At 55.6% G+C, this 17,692-nt stretch carries 14 protein-coding genes; 6 read left to right on the top strand and 8 right to left on the bottom strand.

Translation table 11 applies throughout. The features are described 5' to 3' along the window. The first annotated feature begins 101 nt into the window (after positions 1–101). Positions 102–1,265, top strand: coding sequence for a type III PLP-dependent enzyme (locus tag H573_RS0102700; RefSeq protein ID WP_027872915.1), 1,164 nt, complete (start codon positions 102–104; stop codon positions 1,263–1,265). Positions 1,266–1,343: 78 nt separating this feature from the next. Here H573_RS0102700 and H573_RS0102695 read toward each other — a convergent pair whose 3' ends face one another. From H573_RS0102695 to speD, 5 genes are all read right to left on the bottom strand, one after another. After that, positions 1,344–3,029 (bottom strand): ShlB/FhaC/HecB family hemolysin secretion/activation protein, encoded by a 1,686-nt coding sequence (locus H573_RS0102695; protein WP_027872914.1) that lies wholly within the window; start codon positions 3,027–3,029, stop codon positions 1,344–1,346. 56 nt (positions 3,030–3,085) lie between these two features. Further along, complete coding sequence (locus H573_RS18780; RefSeq protein ID WP_051170910.1) at positions 3,086–5,068, bottom strand: OmpA family protein; 1,983 nt, start codon at positions 5,066–5,068, stop codon at positions 3,086–3,088. A gap of 485 nt (positions 5,069–5,553) precedes the next feature. Next, positions 5,554–7,818, bottom strand: a complete 2,265-nt coding sequence (locus H573_RS0102685; RefSeq protein WP_027872913.1) for an Orn/Lys/Arg family decarboxylase — start codon at positions 7,816–7,818, stop codon at positions 5,554–5,556. A 128-nt stretch (positions 7,819–7,946) separates the two neighbouring features. Then, the gene (gene speE, locus H573_RS0102680) at positions 7,947–8,801 is read right to left on the bottom strand and encodes a polyamine aminopropyltransferase (RefSeq protein WP_027872912.1); all 855 of its coding nucleotides are present in this window, start codon (positions 8,799–8,801) and stop codon (positions 7,947–7,949) included. After that, positions 8,794–9,249, bottom strand: coding sequence for an adenosylmethionine decarboxylase (gene speD, locus H573_RS0102675; RefSeq protein WP_027872911.1), 456 nt, complete (start codon positions 9,247–9,249; stop codon positions 8,794–8,796). Before speD ends, speE begins: the two co-directional genes overlap by 8 nt. Positions 9,250–9,464: 215 nt before the next feature. Here speD and msrA point away from each other — a divergent pair, with 215 nt between their 5' ends. Beyond that, entirely contained in the window at positions 9,465–10,106 is a 642-nt protein-coding gene (gene msrA, locus H573_RS0102670) for a peptide-methionine (S)-S-oxide reductase MsrA (RefSeq protein WP_027872910.1), read from the top strand. A gap of 77 nt (positions 10,107–10,183) precedes the next feature. On the opposite strand, the gene H573_RS0102665 is transcribed toward msrA, so the two are convergent. Together H573_RS0102665 and H573_RS0102660 are read right to left on the bottom strand one after the other, a co-directional pair. Further along, positions 10,184–11,371, bottom strand: coding sequence for a lipid-transfer protein (locus H573_RS0102665; protein WP_027872909.1), 1,188 nt, complete (start codon positions 11,369–11,371; stop codon positions 10,184–10,186). A gap of 28 nt (positions 11,372–11,399) precedes the next feature. Beyond that, positions 11,400–11,834 carry a Zn-ribbon domain-containing OB-fold protein gene (locus H573_RS0102660; protein ID WP_027872908.1) on the bottom strand — a complete coding sequence of 145 codons (435 nt, stop codon included), beginning with the start codon at positions 11,832–11,834 and terminating at the stop codon, positions 11,400–11,402. 248 nt (positions 11,835–12,082) lie between these two features. Between H573_RS0102660 and H573_RS0102655 the strand changes: the two genes are divergently transcribed. From H573_RS0102655 to H573_RS0102645, 3 genes are all read left to right on the top strand, one after another. Then, positions 12,083–13,270, top strand: coding sequence for an acyl-CoA dehydrogenase family protein (locus H573_RS0102655; RefSeq protein WP_027872907.1), 1,188 nt, complete (start codon positions 12,083–12,085; stop codon positions 13,268–13,270). Between the two features lie 51 nt (positions 13,271–13,321). Continuing rightward, a complete protein-coding gene (locus H573_RS0102650) occupies positions 13,322–14,458 on the top strand; it encodes an acyl-CoA dehydrogenase family protein (RefSeq protein WP_027872906.1) in 1,137 nt (378 codons plus the stop codon). A gap of 89 nt (positions 14,459–14,547) precedes the next feature. Then, on the top strand, positions 14,548–14,988 hold the full coding sequence (locus H573_RS0102645) for a hypothetical protein (RefSeq protein ID WP_027872905.1): 441 nt from the start codon (positions 14,548–14,550) through the stop codon (positions 14,986–14,988). 93 nt (positions 14,989–15,081) lie between these two features. Here the strand turns inward: H573_RS0102645 and H573_RS0102640 are convergent, their stop codons facing one another. Further along, positions 15,082–15,885 carry an acyl-CoA thioesterase gene (locus H573_RS0102640; RefSeq protein ID WP_027872904.1) on the bottom strand — a complete coding sequence of 268 codons (804 nt, stop codon included), beginning with the start codon at positions 15,883–15,885 and terminating at the stop codon, positions 15,082–15,084. 206 nt (positions 15,886–16,091) lie between these two features. Between H573_RS0102640 and H573_RS0102635 the strand changes: the two genes are divergently transcribed. Then, a complete protein-coding gene (locus tag H573_RS0102635) occupies positions 16,092–17,636 on the top strand; it encodes an acyl-CoA synthetase (protein WP_027872903.1) in 1,545 nt (514 codons plus the stop codon). The last annotated feature ends 56 nt before the right edge of the window (positions 17,637–17,692 follow it).

Raw genomic sequence — 17,692 nt, 5'->3', positions numbered from 1 at the left:
GCGGCTCTGCATTGCAGTGTTATGACAACCGCGCAACTTGTGTCACTTTGCGCTAGACTGCGCGTTTTTTCGCCACCTGCACTCTGGAGAGGCAATTTGCTATGTCTCAAGATTTGCTAGCGCCTGCAACTTGGCAGCGTATTCAGCGTTTTTCCTCCGATAAGCCAACGCCGTGCTTGATCTTTGACCTGCCTACCTTGCGGGAAAAGTACGCCGAACTAGAGGGCGCTTTTCCATTTGCTGATATCTACTACGCCGTCAAGGCTAACCCCGATGCTGACATTATTCGCTGCTTGGACTCGCTGGGTGCGAACTTTGACATCGCCTCTATCTATGAGTTGCAAAAACTCTGTGAGCTAAATATCGACAGTGCCCGAATCAGTTACGGCAACACCATTAAAAAAGCCGCGGATATTGCTTTTGCTTACCAGCAGGGCGTGCGCCTCTTTGCCAGCGACTGTGAATCGGACATTCGTAAGCTAGCAAAATTTGCGCCAGGCAGTCGAGTGTGTGTGCGGGTACTAACCGAGGGCTCGGAGACCGCTGATTGGCCCTTGTCGAGAAAATTTGGCTGCCAGCGTGATATGGCCATAGAACTGATCCTACTTGCGCGGGAGCTGGGCCTGGAGCCTTACGGCATTTCGTTTCATGTGGGCAGCCAGCAGCGAGATATTAGTAGCTGGGACGCAGCGATTGCAAAGGTGCATTTTATTTTCGATCAGCTACGCGAGGCGGGGATTGCGCTAAAAATGGTCAATATGGGCGGCGGTATGCCCGCGAATTACAAACAGCGCTCGCAGGACTTGCAGACCTATGGTCGAGCAATTGCGCGTTTCTTAGAGGAAGATTTTGGTGACTCGCCCCCTCAGGTGATCATTGAGCCCGGCCGTTCCTTGGTTGCAGAAGCAGGGGTGTTGGTGAGTGAAGTGGTGCAGGTGTCCTATAAATCACACGATTCACTCGACCGGTGGGTGTATCTGGATGTTGGCTTATTTGGTGGCCTTATTGAGGCCCTCGGTGAGGCGATACAGTATCCCGTGTTGTGGAAGGTGGACAGTGACGGCGAGGATGAAGTCATTCTTGCGGGGCCCACCTGCGACAGTATGGACATTCTTTACGAGGATCATCGCTATCAGCTACCCGTAAACCTTCAGGAAGGTGACCGGTTGTACTGGTTGTCTACCGGCGCTTACACCACCAGCTATAGTTCGGTGGAGTTTAACGGCATTCCGCCGCTGCGTAGCTATATTTTGGATGCGTCATAAAAAAACCACCGGCTGCTTGGCAGACGGTGGTTTTTAATAACGTTCACTACGCCCGGCGAACCGAGCGCTATCTCTATCTTAGAAGGTTAGACGAAGACGCCAGTAGAAGTCGGCTTCCAGTTCTTCGATAAAGTCATCGTTAACCACATCGTCGTAGATGGATTTGGCGGCAACCAGCTCAGAGTAAAGGAAGTCGCCGTATTCCAGCTTCAGACGCAGACCGGCATCGGCAAGCGCTTGCTCGTCACCAAAGTCGCTGCTGGTATTGTTGTACCAGCTGCCACCGTATTCGGCGAACAGCGAAGGCGTAAGTTTCAGGCCTTCAGCGGCTTTAATGGCCTTGTTCAGCGAGACCTTGAGGTGGTAACCCTCATCACCGATCAGTACGCCTGGCAGGTAAGCGCTCATGCTGTCCATGCCACCCAACACAAACTGCTGTTGCTGTGGCAGCTGCTCGTCGGCGAACTGGCCTCGGGCGGTGGTTTTCATGGTTACGCCGTCGGTAATGCGCTGTTCGTAGCTAAGCGAGGGCAGCAGGGCAATGAACTCTGCCGTGCGTGCAGGGGCTACGATGTCGGGCACGGGCTGCCCCGGATTTGCCTGCTGGTAGGCAGCGCGATATTCGTCGTAGCGGTCAAGGGTGCCGCCGTCACCAAAGCCGGCTCGCAGCTTCAACGACGCGTTCAGTCTGGCGGCGTTTTGCTCCTCGCTCTGGAAGCGATTGAGCGTGTAGCGACCACCCAGCTCGACAACTTGGTAATTTTCGTCGAGTAGCTTCTCGCTGCGACCTTCCTGATCGATGGTTGAGTCGATGAACTCAATGCGCTCAGTCAGGCTGAATTGCTGCCATGGCGTGCTGTAAAGCACCTGCTCGCCGCGCAGGCTGGCTTGCAGGATTTCTGCGTCCAGTTCGATACCCACCATTGAGCTTTGGGCGGGAGTACACCCCAGGTTGAGCAGCGGGATTAAGCACGAGCCTGCTGTGGTGACGCGCGCTTCTGGCTCACGCAGATAGTCGACATAGTTGATATCAATCCCGTAGAGGCCACTAGCAAAAGGGTGGTCAACGCTGATGCTGACTTGGTTCAGCTCTTCGCCGTCGCGCGATTCACCCAATTCGGTGAAGGCGGTTTGGTAAGAAACCGAAGCCTGGGTGCCCGACTCAAACTTGTGCTTAACGCCGGCCAAACCGAAGTAGCGGCCAAGGAAGCGGCTGCCTTTGTTGTTGGCTTCGACGATGATTTCGGTGGCATCGTGCTTTTCGATCGCTTTGCGGCTCAGTTGAATGTCGACGGCGTCGTCGCCCTGTTCAACATAGCTGATGTCATAGTCGTAACCAGCTCGGCGAGAGCGCAGGTCGGCAAGCACTTTAGCGCGATGGAACTCGGCAATGCTTAGGTCTGCATCGCCACTCAGGCCTGCGAAATACGGCTGCATTTCTTCGGCGCCGGTCACTTCATTGAGTTTTAGCTGCTTGACTATGATCGCCACGCTGTCGAGCATGCGTGCGTAGTCGACTTTCATCAACAGGTGGCCGTCTTGGTAGTAGCGCTTCGCAAGGCCAATAACGGCTTCTGCTGGGGTTTTTGCGCTGGCCAACAACTCGCGCAGATCGCTATCACTCAGGTACTCATTGCCGTAAACACGCACAGTGGTCCCGTTGACGTCAGCTTCTACTACGGTAGCCGACACGCTTTTTACCGCTTGCACTTGTGCAACGCTGGCATTGACCGGTGGCATTACGGGTGGCAGATCGATTGCCATGTGATTTTCTCCTAAACTGTATTCAGCAAATTATGGGTAGCGCGACAAACGCGCTATCAATTCAAAACCTTGAGTTCTACGCGGCGATTTTGTGCACGACCTTCTTCGCTGTCGTTGTCGCTGCTAGGTTGACTCTCACCGTAGCCTCGGGCCTGTAAGCGCTCGCTTTCAATACCGTGTTCAATGAAATACAGCTGCACAGCAGCGGCGCGGCGGTGTGACAAGTCCATGTTGTAGTCATCGCTGCCTTTACTGTCAGTGTGGCCAGCTACTTCCAGGCGCTCGGCACCTGAAGCCTGGATGACCTTGATCGCCGCATCGAGTGTTGCTACTGACTCTGGAGTCAGCACCGCCTTATCAAACTCGAAGAACACACCTTCCAGGCGCAGCGGTTGCAGGTCGTCGAGGTGGCAGCCATTTGGCAGAACAGCAGCGCCAGCTGGCGTATCGGCACATTTGTCGCGGCTGTCGCAGACACCGTCGGCATCGGCGTCAGCACACTGGCCGCCGTTCAGGCTGTCGGCACCGGCTAAACCAATTAGCGCGGGATTATTGTTGCCGTTGAGGTCGTTGCCATTGTCGATAGCGTCAACATCTCCGCCCAGGGTGTCGTTTAGCAACCCGTTGCCATCGGCGGTGTTGTCATCGTTGTTGGTCAGGGCGTCTTCCAGGCTACCACCGGTAACATCGCCAATCAGTCCGTCAACGGGGGCGGTAACAGGCTCCAGCAGGTCGGTAACCGGGTCAACTACCGGGCTCAGCGCGCCCAACAGCGGCTCGGCGACTTGGTTGTCGATAACATTGGTGAGTGGGTCGAGCAATGTGTCGACAGTTTCCAGCAACGGATCAAGGGCTTCACCCAAGCCAGCCGTGAGGGGTAGGGGTGAGGCTTCACCCGCTTCGGTGCCGCTGTTCGGATCTTCAGGGCCACCCAGCAGGTCGTTAACAACACCGTTGCCATCGCTGGTGTTGTCATCGTTGTTGGTAAGGGCGTCTTCCAGGCTGCCGCCGGTGACTTCTGCTAACAGGCCATCGACAGGGTCGGTCACCGGTGCCAGGGTATCAAGCAGCGGTTCTGTCACGGGGTTCAAGCCGTCTAGCAGCGGCTCTAACAAGGTGTCGTCGAGGGCGTCGGTCACTGGGTCGAGTGTTTTGTCCAGCGCATCAACCAGAGGCGTCAATGCTTTGCCGAGGGGGCCGGTTGCTAAGGGAAGCGGTGACGCCTCGCCTGCTTCGGTACCGCTGTTCGGATCTTGCGGGCCACCCAGCAGGTCGTTTACCACGCCATTGCCGTCGCCCGGGTTGTCGCCATTATTGGTTAACGCATCTTCGAGGCTGCCACCGGTGAGGTCGGAAACCAGGCCGTCAACGGGGCCGGTCACGGGCTCTAGTACATCCAGCAGCGGCTCTGTAACCGGGCTCAGGCCGTCCAGGACGGGTTCAAGCAACGTGTCATCCAGCGCGTCGGTGAGCGGGTCGAGAGTGCTGTCGAGTGCGTCGATCAGTGGAGTGAGCGCTTTACCCAGGGGGCCGGTGATTGCCGGTAGAGGGGAAAGTTCTCCCGCCTCAGTACCGCTATTGGGGTTCTCGTCGGCGCCGAGTAAGTCGTTGACAAGACCATCACCGTCGCCGGGGTTAAACATGTCGTCATTCGTGAGAGCGTCTCTCAGTGAACCGCCAGTGAGATCTTCAACAATACCGTCTACGGGTGCCACAATGGGGTCGAGTCCGGTGAGAAGAGGGCTGGTCAATGGGCTCAGTGCGCCCAGTAAGGGCTGTGCAAGTTGCTGGTCTATAGTGTCGGTGACAGGGTCTAGCGTTGTATCCAGCGCGTCTACTAAGGGGTTTAAGGACTCTCCGAGGGGTTCGGTAATGGGTCCGAGCAGCGCTGGCAAGTCGATAAGTACGGTTCCTTTACCGTCATTGCCAATACCGATGATGCCCAATAGCTGCGCGTTCGCTAACTGGCTGGCGCCAAGGCTGCAAACCGCGGTGGCGATCAGCAATTTGCGTAGCTTAAAACGTGATGGGGGGAACATATCCGTTGCCTCTCTGGTCATTCTGCAGCATGCGCTGCGCTTTAATGTAAAACGAAACCAATATCGACCCGCTCGCTGAGAATAAGGAGCGAGCAGTCAAAAATTTGTATTTAGCAATCGTTGCTGCCAACAAGTCTTCCTGACGGTGGTGGCACGTGGTGATTCTGGCCAGCGGCGCATTGGGGCAACTTTGTATAATAGCGCCGCGGCTTAGAGAAAGTGTTAAGTCCCTGCTTGTTTTATAAGTATTTTCCGCAGGAATTAAAAGCTTGCCTGTGAAAAATACCGACTTGCGTCGCAAATTGTGTGTCATACGCTACTGGGTATGACACATCGGCTAATGCATGGGTATTTGCGGGGATGTAATCGCGAAAAAAGCGGTAGCGCCCTGCATACGCTGTGAGTGCGATTATCGCTGCGTTTTGTGACGTAGTGAGGGCGCTGGAGGAGTAAGGGCTATCTAAGGTAATAAAGTGTGATCTTTATCACGTTTTGTCCTCGTTAATGACGACGTCGACGAAGTAATGATCTGCACCGTCAATGTTTTCTCGCACAAGCCCGTGACAATCTGTTTCAAAGCCGGGGAAGCGCGAGTTGAAGTCCCTGACAAACTGTAGGTAGCGAACAATGGTTCGGTTGAAGCGCTCGCCGGGAATCAGCAACGGAATGCCTGGTGGGTAGGGCGTTACCAGCATGGCTGTTGTGCGCCCTTCCAGTTCGTCAATGGCGACGCGCTCAATTTGGCGGTGTGCCATTTTTGCCCACGCATCAGCAGGTATCATCGCGGGTTCGATTTTAGAGGTATACATATCCGTTGTGATACGAGCCAGGTCGTACTCCTTGTATACGCTGTGAATATCGTTACATAAATCGCGTAAGCCGACCTTGTCGTATTGCGGATGTTTGCGAGCGAAAGCGGGCATCACACGCCACAGAGGAAGGTTGGCGTCGTAGTCATCCTTGAATTGCTGTAACTCTGTGACCATGGAGTTCCAGCGGCCTTTGGTAATGCCGATGGTGAACATGATGAAGAACGAGTACAGGCCGGTTTTTTCGATGATGATGCCGTGTTCCGCCAGGTACTTACTCACAATCGACGCTGGTATGCCGGTATCGTCGAAGTTGCCGTCAACATCCAATCCCGGGGTGATGATTGTCGCCTTGATCGGGTCGAGCATGTTGAAGCCCGAGTCGATATCACCGAAGCCGTGCCAGCGATCGCCGGAGTGAATCACCCAGTCGTCGCGCTCGCCGATCCCCTCTTCAGCCAGGTACTCCGGTCCCCAGACTTTAAACCACCAGTCGTCACCGTGATCGGCATCGACCTTGCGCATAGCGCGCCGAAAGTCGATGGCTTCCAGAATGGACTCCTCGACCAGCGCTTTGCCGCCGGGTGGTTCCATCATGGCGGCAGCAACATCGCAGGAGGCGATAATGGCGTACTGCGGGCTGGTGGATGAGTGCATCAAATAAGATTCATTAAAGCGGTGGGTGTCCAGCTTTCTGTGTTCGGCGTTTTGCACCAGAATTTGTGAAGCCTGCGACAAACCCGCCAATAGCTTGTGCGTTGACTGGGTGGCGAAGACCAGTGTGTCATCGGCGCGAGGGCGATCATTAGCGATGGCGTGCATGTTCTTGTAGAACGGATGGAAGGCCGCGTGAGGCAGCCAGGCCTCGTCGAAATGCAGGGTGTCGATGGTGGCGCCGAGGATGCCTTTAATTTCCTCTACGTTGTAGACAATGCCGTCATAGGTGCTCTGTGTGATGGTTAAAATGCGCGGCTTGCGGTCGGCAAAATCACGGGCGAAGGGGTGGTTTTCAATTTTTTTACGAATTTCATCCGGACAAAATTCGCTTTTTGGGATTGGCCCGATAATGCCGTAGTGGTTGCGCGTTGGCGTGAGGAATACTGGGATCGCACCCGTCATAATAATGCTGTGTAAAATCGATTTATGGCAGTTGCGGTCAACCACCACGATATCGCCAGGCGCGACTACTGAATGCCAAACGACCTTGTTCGACGTCGAGGTACCATTGGTGACAAAAAACAGATGATCGCAGCCGAATATTCGCGCGGCGTTGTGCTCACTGTCGCTCACCGGCCCGGTGTGGTCGAGTAACTGGCCGAGTTCTTCTACCGCGTTACACACATCGGCACGCAATAAATTTTCACCGAAAAACTGGTGAAACATTTGCCCAACAGGGTTCTTCAAAAAGGCAACGCCGCCCGAGTGGCCGGGGCAGTGCCAGCTGTAAGAGCTGTCGCTGGCATAATTCATCAGCGCATTGAAAAACGGTGGTGCCAGTGATTCCAGGTACTTGTTGGCCTCGCGAATGATATGCCGGGCAACAAACTCCGGCGTATCTTCAAACATATGGATGAAACCATGTAGCTCGCGCAGAATCTCATTGGGTAAATGGCGCGAGGTGCGTGTTTCGCCGTATAAAAATACCGGAATATCGGTGTTGCGATGACGAACGGCTTGCAGGAAATCTTGAATGGCGTTGAGAGCCTGACTGGCGGCCTCACCGCTAGCATCACAAAATTCTTCGTCGTCAATAGACAAAATAAAACACGAGGCTCGGCTGGCCTGCTGTGCAAAGGCGGTCAGGTCGCCGTAGCTGGTAAAGCCGACGACTTCCATGCCCTCGCGACCAATCGCATCGGCGAGGTCACGGATGCCCGAGCCGGAGATGTTCTCCGAGCGAAAATCTTCATCGATGACAACAACGGGAAAACGGAATTTCATATGCCGGTCGCTCTATATAGGTGTTAGTGCATTTCGACGCTCAGCGCTATGCCTAGACTAGTCGATTTGCGAGCAAAGTGAAGGTGAGAAGGGCGCGCGTGCTGCGCGCCGCCAAAGCGTGCTTCGGCTTATCCGTCGTGCAGTATGTCGAGAATATACTGCGGTAGTGCGAAACTGCCGTGGTGCAGGGCCGGCGTGTAGTAGCGGCTGGTGATGCCGCTGTCAGCGAAACGCTGTTGCAGCGTCTCTAGGTCAACATTGCGCAGCTGGGGGTTATCACTGGCCCAGGCGAAAGTCATTATGCCACCAACGTAGGTGGGCACAGCGGCGGCATAGAAGTGGCAGTCCGCGAATAATGGCGAGAGGCGCTGGTGGGTAGTGCGCACTTCCTCGGGTTGCATAAAGGCAACACCGTTTTGCGCAGCGAATACGCCACCGGGTTTTAAGCAGCGCTTAATCCCTTCATAAAATGGTGAGGTGAATAGCACCTCGCCAGGTCCGATGGGGTCGGTGCTGTCTGACAAAATGACATCGAACTGACGACCACAATTTTGCACGTAGTCGATGCCATCGCCAATGACGATTTCAGCGCGCGGGTTGTCGTAAGCACCATTTGAGTGGTGTGGCAGGTATTCGACGCACATATCAATGACTGCTTGGTCAATCTCAACCTGCACGGCGCGCTCGACACCAGGGTGGCGCAGCACTTCGCGAAGCAGGCCGCCGTCGCCACCGCCAATAATCAGCACGTCTTTGGCATGACCGTGGGCGAGTAGCGGCACGTGGGCGAGCATTTCATGGTAGACGAACTCGTCGCGCTCTGTGGTCTGAATAACGCCGTCCAAGGCCATCACGCGACCAAAGTCAGCCGACTCGAAAATGACCAAGTGTTGGTGCTCGGTCTTGCTTTCGAACAGTATTTCTTTAACGCGAAAGCCTTGGTGGTAGCCACTGTGCAGGGTTTCGTCGAACCATTCAGACATCGTCCATTCTCCCGCGCAGGTTTTCACCTACTTCAATACGAGATGGAGAAAAGGCTTTTTGCAAAATGCCGACTGCTAATTCAGGCTTCGCGTCGCCACACATGAAAACGTCAAAGGCGGCATAGTCGCGCTCCGGCCAGGTATGCACGCTGATGTGGGACTCCGCCAAGACGGCAACGCCCGAAACCCCGCCATTGGGGGTGAAATGGTGCATATGAATATGCAGCAGGGTTGCACCGCATTCTTTAACGCAGTCCAGGAAGGCTTTTTCCATACGGGGGATATCATCGAGGTGGGAGGCACCCCAGAGGTCGATGATCAGGTGTGTACCGGCGTAGGCTACGCCATCGCGCACGATGAAGTGATCGAGATTTTCATCCGATGCAGTGATCGGGTTAGTCGTGGCAGCGCCCGCCTCCAAAGAAGGCATAAGATCCAAGCTTTTCATCTAGCATAAATCCTCCGCAGGGTTAAAAGAGGCGGCGATTTAAACCGTTTTATTGGCAAATAGCAATAAAAAAACTGAGTGAATTTTGAGCGTTTATTTCAACGCCGGCCAATGTTGCCCGGCGCCAGGGGCGTAGCGGGTTTCAGGGCTAGTCAGGGGGGCTTGAATCAGGGCATAGTGGGGCGGACCCATCAGTGAGTAACAGGAGCATTTTCATGAGTATTTTCGACCGTTTGCGCAAACCGAGTGCGATTCCAGCGGCGAGCGACGCGTTGCCCGGTCGCAGTGATGAAATGCCTGTGCCAGAGCGGCACACCGTGTTGGGGACGTCTCTCAAGGGGCCTTTCCCCGACCATTTACAGTCAGTGGTTGTGGGACTGGGCTGTTTTTGGGGCGCGGAGCGAAAATTTTGGCAGCTACCCGGCGTGTACACCACCGCCGTGGGTTACAGCGGTGGACATACGCCGAACCCCACTTACGAAGAGGTGTGCTCGGGGATGACCGGCCACAACGAGGTGGTGTTGGTGGTATTTGATCCGGCGGTATTAAGCCTTGATGCCTTGCTGAGCTGCTTTTGGGAGAGTCATGACCCTACCCAGGGAATGCGTCAGGGCAATGATGTGGGCACGCAATACCGCTCGGGCATTTATACCTCCCATGACGCGCAGCGCGCTGCTGCCGAGCAAAGCCGGCAGACGTATCAGGAAAAGTTGACCGCAGCGGGCTATGGCGAGATCACGACCGAGATTGTGCCAGCGGGGTCGTTCTATTACGCGGAGGCGTATCACCAGCAATACCTGGATAAGAACCCCGGAGGGTATTGTGGCTTGGGCGGCACGGGCGTGTCGTGTTCGTAGTGCGCACTTTCACACTGAATCAATGCGCATAAAAAAAACGGGGCCTGAGCCCCGTTTTTTATGGTTTGTCGCTGTGGCTATTTTTTAACAATTACCGATGAGCCGTGGCCGAACAGACCTTGGTTAGCGGTGATGCCGACCTTGGCGCCTTCAACCTGGCGTTCTCCCGCCTCGCCGCGCAGCTGCCACGTCAGCTCACATACCTGTGCCAGCGCTTGAGCGGGCACAGCCTCGCCAAAGCACGCCAGGCCGCCCGAGGGGTTAACGGGCAGACGGCCGCCGAGCTTGGTGTCGCCATTGCGCACCAGTTGTGCGGCTTCACCGCGGGGGCACAGCTGCAAGTCTTCATACCAATCCATCTCCAGCGCAGAGGAGAGGTCGTAGACTTCAGCCACGTTGACGTCTTCCGGGCCGATTCCCGCCTGCTCATAGGCCTTTGCGGGTAGTGCAGCGCGGAAGCGGTGAGCTTCTACGCCCGCTGCGGCCGCTGAGTCGGTGGCGATATCGGGCATTTCCACCACTGCGCTGGCAAAGGTCGGGGTGACCGTTGATACGGCCGCCACGCGAACGGCGTCGGCTTTGCCAAGGCGCTTTGCGTAGTCCATGCTCGACACAATCATTGCCGCGCCGCCATCCGATGTGGCGCAAATTTGCAGCAAACGCAATGGGTCCGCCACCATGGCGGAGTTCATCACATCTTCCATGGTGAATTTTTTCTTGTAGCGGGCATTGGGGTTGGTAAAACCGTGTTCGCTGTTTTTAATTTTTACCCGGGCAAAGTCCTCTTCGGTATCGCCAAATAAATCTATGCGACGGCGGGCATACAGTGCAAAGTAGGTGGGGTTGGTAATTCCCAGGTAAAAACGCAGCCAATCAGGGTCTTCCGGGCGGTAGCCTTTGGCTGGCGCGAGGAAGCCCTTAGGGGTGGTGTCGGCGCCGACGACCAAGGCAACTTCGCATTCGCCGGCAAGAATTTTTGCTTGTGCGGCGGCAAGCGCCTGAGAGCCAGAGGCACAGGCGGCGTAAGACGTATTTACTTGCGCGCCCTGCCAGCCCAGTGCCTGGGCAAAGGTTGCCCCGGCAACATAACCGGGGTAGCCACAGCGCATGGTTGCTGCGCCCGAAACAAAGCCTACATCCTGCCAGGGAATGCCGGCATCTTTCAGTGCGGCGCGCGCGGCGTGCACGCCGTACTCGCTAAAGTTCTTGCCCCATTTGCCCCAGGGGTGCATGCCGACGCCCAAGATGGCGATATCGTTACTCATTGAATTCTCCCGTCATCGAGTCTGCGGCTCAGCCCAGTGGCTTCCACTTCCAAGTAATTTTTACTGACTCGTCGTCTTCGTGCAGTGGCTCTAATACCAATTCGACTTCCTGGCCGACTTTAAGGTCTTTGGGGCCGACGCCTTTGACCGTTTGCCCCAGAATGATCATCTGTTCTTTTTCCAGCTCCACTGCGGCAATGCCATAGGGAACGAAGGGCTCTTCAGCCACAAAGGGCTCGGGTGGCTTGTAGCACGCATCGGTATACGACCAAATTTTTCCGGTGCGACTGAGCTGCACCTCGCTAAATGTCTCGCCTTCGCAGTTGGGGTTGCGACAGAAGGACAAATTTTTGGGGAAGTAGTAGGTGCCACAGTCGTCGCACTTTGCGCCGATAAGGTGGGGCGTATCAGTATCGAGGGTATACCAACCTTCGATTGCCGCCTGTACAGGCTTGTCACTCATGCCGAATCTCCGCTTGAGGGTGCAACCTTGGCACCATTGAGTGAGGGGTAAACAGCCGCAAATGATCGCAAGTGTTGATGCCGCGAGCTATCGTCTGAATGGTTGAGTGGCAGCGTAAAGGCGTTATGAACGCATATGTCATGTGGGTGACGGCTTTTGCAATTGTCGCGGTGACCCGGCTGCCTATTATGGTGACAAGCGTCAACCAATACTGCCAACGACTGGCGGCGACACAGAGGAAGGCAATAATGAAAGTTGAGTTTAGCGCAGAGCAGAATGCGCTGCGCAAAGAATTACGCGCGTATTTCGAGGCATTGATGACGCCGGAGCTCAAGGCCGAGTGCGACGAGAGCATGGGAGAGGGCGGTGGCCCCCTGTGGCGCGAGGCGCTCAAGCAAATGGGGCGCGATGGTTGGATAGGTGTTGGCTGGCCAAAAGAACTCGGTGGTCGCGGCATGAGCCCCATCGAGCAGTTTATTTTCGTAGAAGAAGTCATGCGCGCGGGTTACCCCTTTCCGTTCCTGACAACCGAGTCTGTCGGGCCGCAGCTGGCCGAGCACGGCAATGAATGGCAGAAGCGAGAGATCGTACCCAAGATTCTCGCGGGTGAATGTTTGATCGCGATTGGTTACTCCGAGCCGGGCGCCGGCACTGATTTGGCGAGTTTGAAAACATCGGCGGTGCGCGACGGTGACGGCTGGCTCATCAACGGTCAAAAAATGTGGACTAGCCTGGCGCATTTTTGCGACTACGTTTGGCTCGCCTGCCGAACGGATCCCGACGCAGCGAAGCCGCACAAAGGCATTTCCATGTTCTTGGTGCCCACTAACGATCCAGGCTGGTCATGCAGTCCCGTGGTCACTTTGGGTGGCGTGCGCACCAACGCAACCTACTACGACAATATCCGCGTGAATGACGACGCGCTGGTGGGCGAAGAAAACGCGGGCTGGAAGCTGATTACTAGCCAGCTGAACCGCGAGCGTCTCAGTTTGGTGAATTTTGGGCCCACTGCAGAAATGTTCAACAACGTAGTGCGTTGGGCCCAGCAAACTGACCTGCCCGAAGGTGGGAAAATCATCGACCAAGCCTGGGTGCAGATCAACCTGGCGAAAGTCCGTGCCGGCGTCGAGGCACTGAAATTGGTGTGTTACAAGCAAGCGTGGGCGATGACCGAAGGTCAGCTGGATATGGCCGATGCCTCAGCGGCGAAAGTCTACGGGTCTGAGTTTTTCATTGAGGTGTATCGCCTGTTGGGCGAGGTCATTGGCCAGGCGTCACTGATTAATCGTCGCACGCCGGGTGCCGACCCCATCGCATCGCGAATTGAGCGCCTGTATCGCACGGCATCAATTATTACGTTTGGTGGCGGCACCAACGAAATTCAGCGTGACATCATTTCCGCCGCCGGTTTGTGGATGCCCAGAGCATCGCGCTAGATGCGTCGTGTTGACCCCGGCGAAGAGTGAACGAATAGAGAGAAAACAGTTATGGATTTCGGACTTTCAGAACAGCAGCGCGATGTGCAAAACCTTGCGCGTGAAATTCTCGGCGAACAGGTAACAGCGGAAAAGCTCGCCAAGTACGACAGCTACGCGGCGGAGCGTTTTGACCGCGAACTATGGCAGCAGGTTGCTCAGGCGGGGCTGCTGGGTGTTGCCATTGAAGAGCAATATGGCGGAATGGGTTTCGGTTTTTTTGAAGCGGCTCTGATTGCAGAAGAAGTCGGGCGAAATATTGCTCCGCTGCCATTTATTTCTCACTGTATTTCGGCGGCGATGCCAGTGCAGCAATTCGGCAGTGCCGAGCAAAAGCAGAGCTTACTGCCCGGAGTGGTGAGCGGTGAACAGTTGCTCACAGCCGCGTTGATGGAAGCGAATAATGAAGACCCCACTCAGCCGCGCCTGTGCAGTGCGCAGGCTGGTGGCGAGGCGGTGCTGGTCAGCGGTGAGAAGCTCTGCGTTCCCTTCGCTGAGCAAGCGGACTATCTGCTGCTGGCCGCGACCGACGGTGACGGCGCCGTCGTTGTGATGCTGCCTCGTAAAGCAGAGGGTGTTGTGCTTGAAGCGATGGAAGTGACGACTTACGAGCCACAATATCGGCTGACGCTCAGTAATGTGCGTGTGGGCGCAGAGAATATTCTGGCTCGTGGGGAGCAGGCGCAGCAGTTGCTCGCCTCGGTTGCCGAGCATACGGCGGCAGCATTGTGCGCGCATCAACTCGGAGCCAGTGATAAAGCGATGCGGATGACCGCGTCCTATACGGCTGAGCGTCAGCAGTTTGGCGTGCCGATCGCGACATTTCAGGCAGTAGGCCACCGCGCGGCCAATTGCTTTATCGACGTTGAGTGCCTGCGCTTAAATTGCTATCAGGCGATCAGTCGTCTCGATGATGGCGTCGATGCGAGCGTCGAAGTGGCCATTGCGAAAGTGTGGGCAGGGGATGTTGGCCATAGGGTTAGCTACGCCGCTCAGCACTTGCACGGTGGCACGGGCATCGACCGCGACTATCCGCTGTGGCGCTACTGTACTTGGTTACGTCACAACGAAATGATGCTGGGTAGCTCCGCGCGCAACCTTGCCGCGCTGGGCAGCAAAATAGCAGCGGGAGAGGCTTTTTGCGCCTAACGATAGCGGGGGAACGCAAATAGCTGGCTGTTATTCCCTTGGTCAGGTGTTAGCATTCATGCATTAACGGTATAAAAAGGAATGCGCCCATGTCTATGCGTCATAGCTTGTCTTGCGCCGGTTTATTGTTGCTGGGGGTGGCCGTTACCGCCTGCGCTCAGCCGCAGCCGTCGACACAAACGGTTTCACGACAAAGCGGTATTATTGAAAGCCAAGTGGGATTTATTGATACGGTCTCGGGTGCGCGCGTTGAGGCGGTGGAAAATGTCCCCGGCAAGACCGAGTATCGCGTATTGGTGTCGCTACCGGCCTCGGGTGATCAACCGCCAACCGAGATAGAAGAGGTGCTGGTTACTGCCCCTCGGGTTGACCCAGAAGCGCCAGCGATCAGCCCTCGCTATGAGTTCGTTCAGGACTATGCCAACGACCGCTACGGGTTTTACATCTATTTGGGCAAGCAGCGCAACGTGCCATTTCGTCTGTATTTTAAAGACCATTCGGCACAGAGCATTCAGAATACCCAACCGTAAACCCTCAGCCTTAAATAGCGGCCCAATGCGAGTCTGCCACGTGTGACAGGCTCGCCCTTTTTCTCCTGATTACGACTTTACTGACCTACGCCATTACTTCTCGAAAACGGTGGCGACTTGGCGGCTAAACATAATGGGTACACCGCTCGGTGACCAAATTGTAGCGTAGTTGCAGAAGTAACCATTACTGCCGGCTTGGCTTCGGTAATCCATAAACCACCAGTTGTCGGCTGCATCGCCCGCATTTACAGCATTGGGAAACTCCAAATACCAGCTCAACGAACTACCAACTCCAGGCGGTTTGATCATATTCAGCCCTGGCATTGGCGGTGCATCAGCCAAGGCAATCAGTGCGCTCTCGCTAAGCGCAGTGGTATCGCGAAAACGCAGCCACAGTGAGAAATCAGCGCTGTCTCCCCCGGACAATGGCAGGTGACCACTGGCAAGCGCCATATCGAAGTGTTGAGTAAACGCAGGTGTCAGGCCGTCAATGAAAGGCAGTAACATGCAGTCTTGCGGCGCGGGGATCGACTCCGGCATCACCGGTCCTTCGACAGCGACCGCAGATTGGCGATCCTTGCCATACGTCGCATTGATTGCGGTAGCCACTTCACCCTCACAGCGAAGCTCTCCTTGAATGTGGGTAACCGAGCCGCCGTCGCGTAAATGGCGAAGTACCACTTGGTGATTGCCAGCGGGGGCCGGGCCAACAAAGCTTACTGCCAGGGAGCGCAAGCGGCGGGCGGGCTCTATCTCACTGCGCATGGCTTGGGCGATCAGGGCACTGCTAAGCCCCCCAAAAGCGGTGCGGCCCTGCAGCCAGCTTTCCTCAACGTTTGCCGTGTAAACGCCGTCGCTGCCTCGCACCGCTGCCATGAGTTGGTCAAAAGCGCTCATTTGCCGATTCCCTGTGTTGAATACATAGTGCTTGCCAGTATAGGTAATGTGTTCACTGACAACAATGGCCGCGCATTGCCGCCTGCCGAGGCTCCTGTTTTTGGTATGAGCAAGGCTTGATCCCAGAGCGCTGCGCGCTTATCGTCAGCAAGCCACTTTTAAAAGTAGTGAGCGAAAACAATAATAATTTTTATGGAGTGACTATCGTGCAACACCCGCAATTTCACGCCCAGAAACAACCGCAAAAAGCCGCTTGTATCCTTGCCAATACGGGTGAGGTAATGACTTATGCTGAGTTGGATGCCCGGTCCAATCAGCTGGCCCAATTGTTTTACAACTGCGGTTTACGGGCCGGGGACCACATTGCCTATCAAATGGAAAATAGCCACTGCTTCCTTCAAATTGCGTGGGCGGCTCAGCGCAGCGGCCTAGTTTTCACGCCACTGCACAGTCATTTGCGGCCTGCCGAAGTGGCGTACATCTTGGAAAATTCAGGTGCCAAACTGTTTATCTGTTCGCCCCGTTACCTCGAAACGGCGCAGCAATTAGACAGGTCGACATTGCCGGCGGTACAGCACTGGTTTATCAGCGCGGGTGAGGCGCCCGATTTTGACTCCCTGCAAGCGGCGATGGCCGAGTGTCCGTCGGTACCGCTAGCGCAGCAATGTGCGGGGGTTCCGATGCTCTACTCTTCGGGAACGACCGGTCAGCCAAAAGGCATCAAGCCTAGCCTACCCGAGCAAACCTTTGACGAGGTGCCAGCCGTTATGCAGGGTATTGCCGCGTTCCTGGGGATTAATAGTGAGTCGACGTATCTGACGCCGGCGCCGCTGTACCACGCGGCCCCCATGCACAGCGTTATGGCGGCCATGGCCCTGGGCGGTACGGTGGTAATGATGGACGGTTTTGACCCAGAGCTGTCGCTTCAGGCGATCGAAAAATACCGTGTAGATTGCAGCCAGTGGGTACCCATTATGTTTATCCGCCTGCTGAAACTGCCTGAAGCGGTGCGCAGCAAATACGACCTCAGCTCCTTGAAGGCAGCGACGCATGCGGCGGCGCCGTGCCCGGCTGATGTGAAGCGCAAGATGATCGAATGGTGGGGGCCGATTATCAACGAATATTACGCCGCCAGTGAAGGCATTGGTATGACCGCCATTGATAGCGCCCAGTGGATTGCCCACCCTGGCTCAGTGGGCCAGTCACTGATGGGGGAGGTACACATTGTCGATGACGATGGCAATGAATTGCCCTGCGGAGAAACCGGGATGATTTACTTCTCTGGCTTTGGCGACTTTGAATACCACAATGAACCGGAGAAGACCGCAGGTGCTCACCACCGGGAGGGCTGGGCTACAGTCGGTGATATGGGCTATGTCGATGACGAGGGTTATCTCTATCTGGCCGATCGCCGCGATTTTATGATTATTTCAGGCGGGGTGAATATCTACCCTCAAGAAGTGGAGAATACTCTGATTGCTCACCCCGAGGTCGCCGATGTAGCAGTCTTTGGGCTTCCAGATGAGGAGTTTGGCGAACGAGTGGTGGCGGTGGTTCAGCCAGAGCAAGGGTGCACTGGCAACGCAGAACTGGCTGACCGGTTGCGAAGCTGGTGTCGCGAATCTGTTTCGGCATTAAAGTGCCCTAAGGAGTTTTTCTTTGAAGCGCAGTTGCCGAGGAAGGACAACGGGAAAATGTATAAGAAGCCCCTCCAAGAAAAATACCGTCAAGCCGCTGCCGTGGAGGCCTGAGTAGGTAGAAGCTGCAATGGTGCGGTTGGCGCTTTTGTCTTAGTTTGAGGAGCGGA

The sequence above is a fragment of the Neomelitea salexigens DSM 19753 genome (assembly GCF_000422345.1).
In the GTDB taxonomy this organism is placed as follows: domain Bacteria; phylum Pseudomonadota; class Gammaproteobacteria; order Pseudomonadales; family Spongiibacteraceae; genus Spongiibacter; species Spongiibacter marinus_A.
The sequence above is the reverse complement of the archived record's forward strand: the minus strand, read 5'-3'. Positions and strand labels throughout refer to the sequence as shown.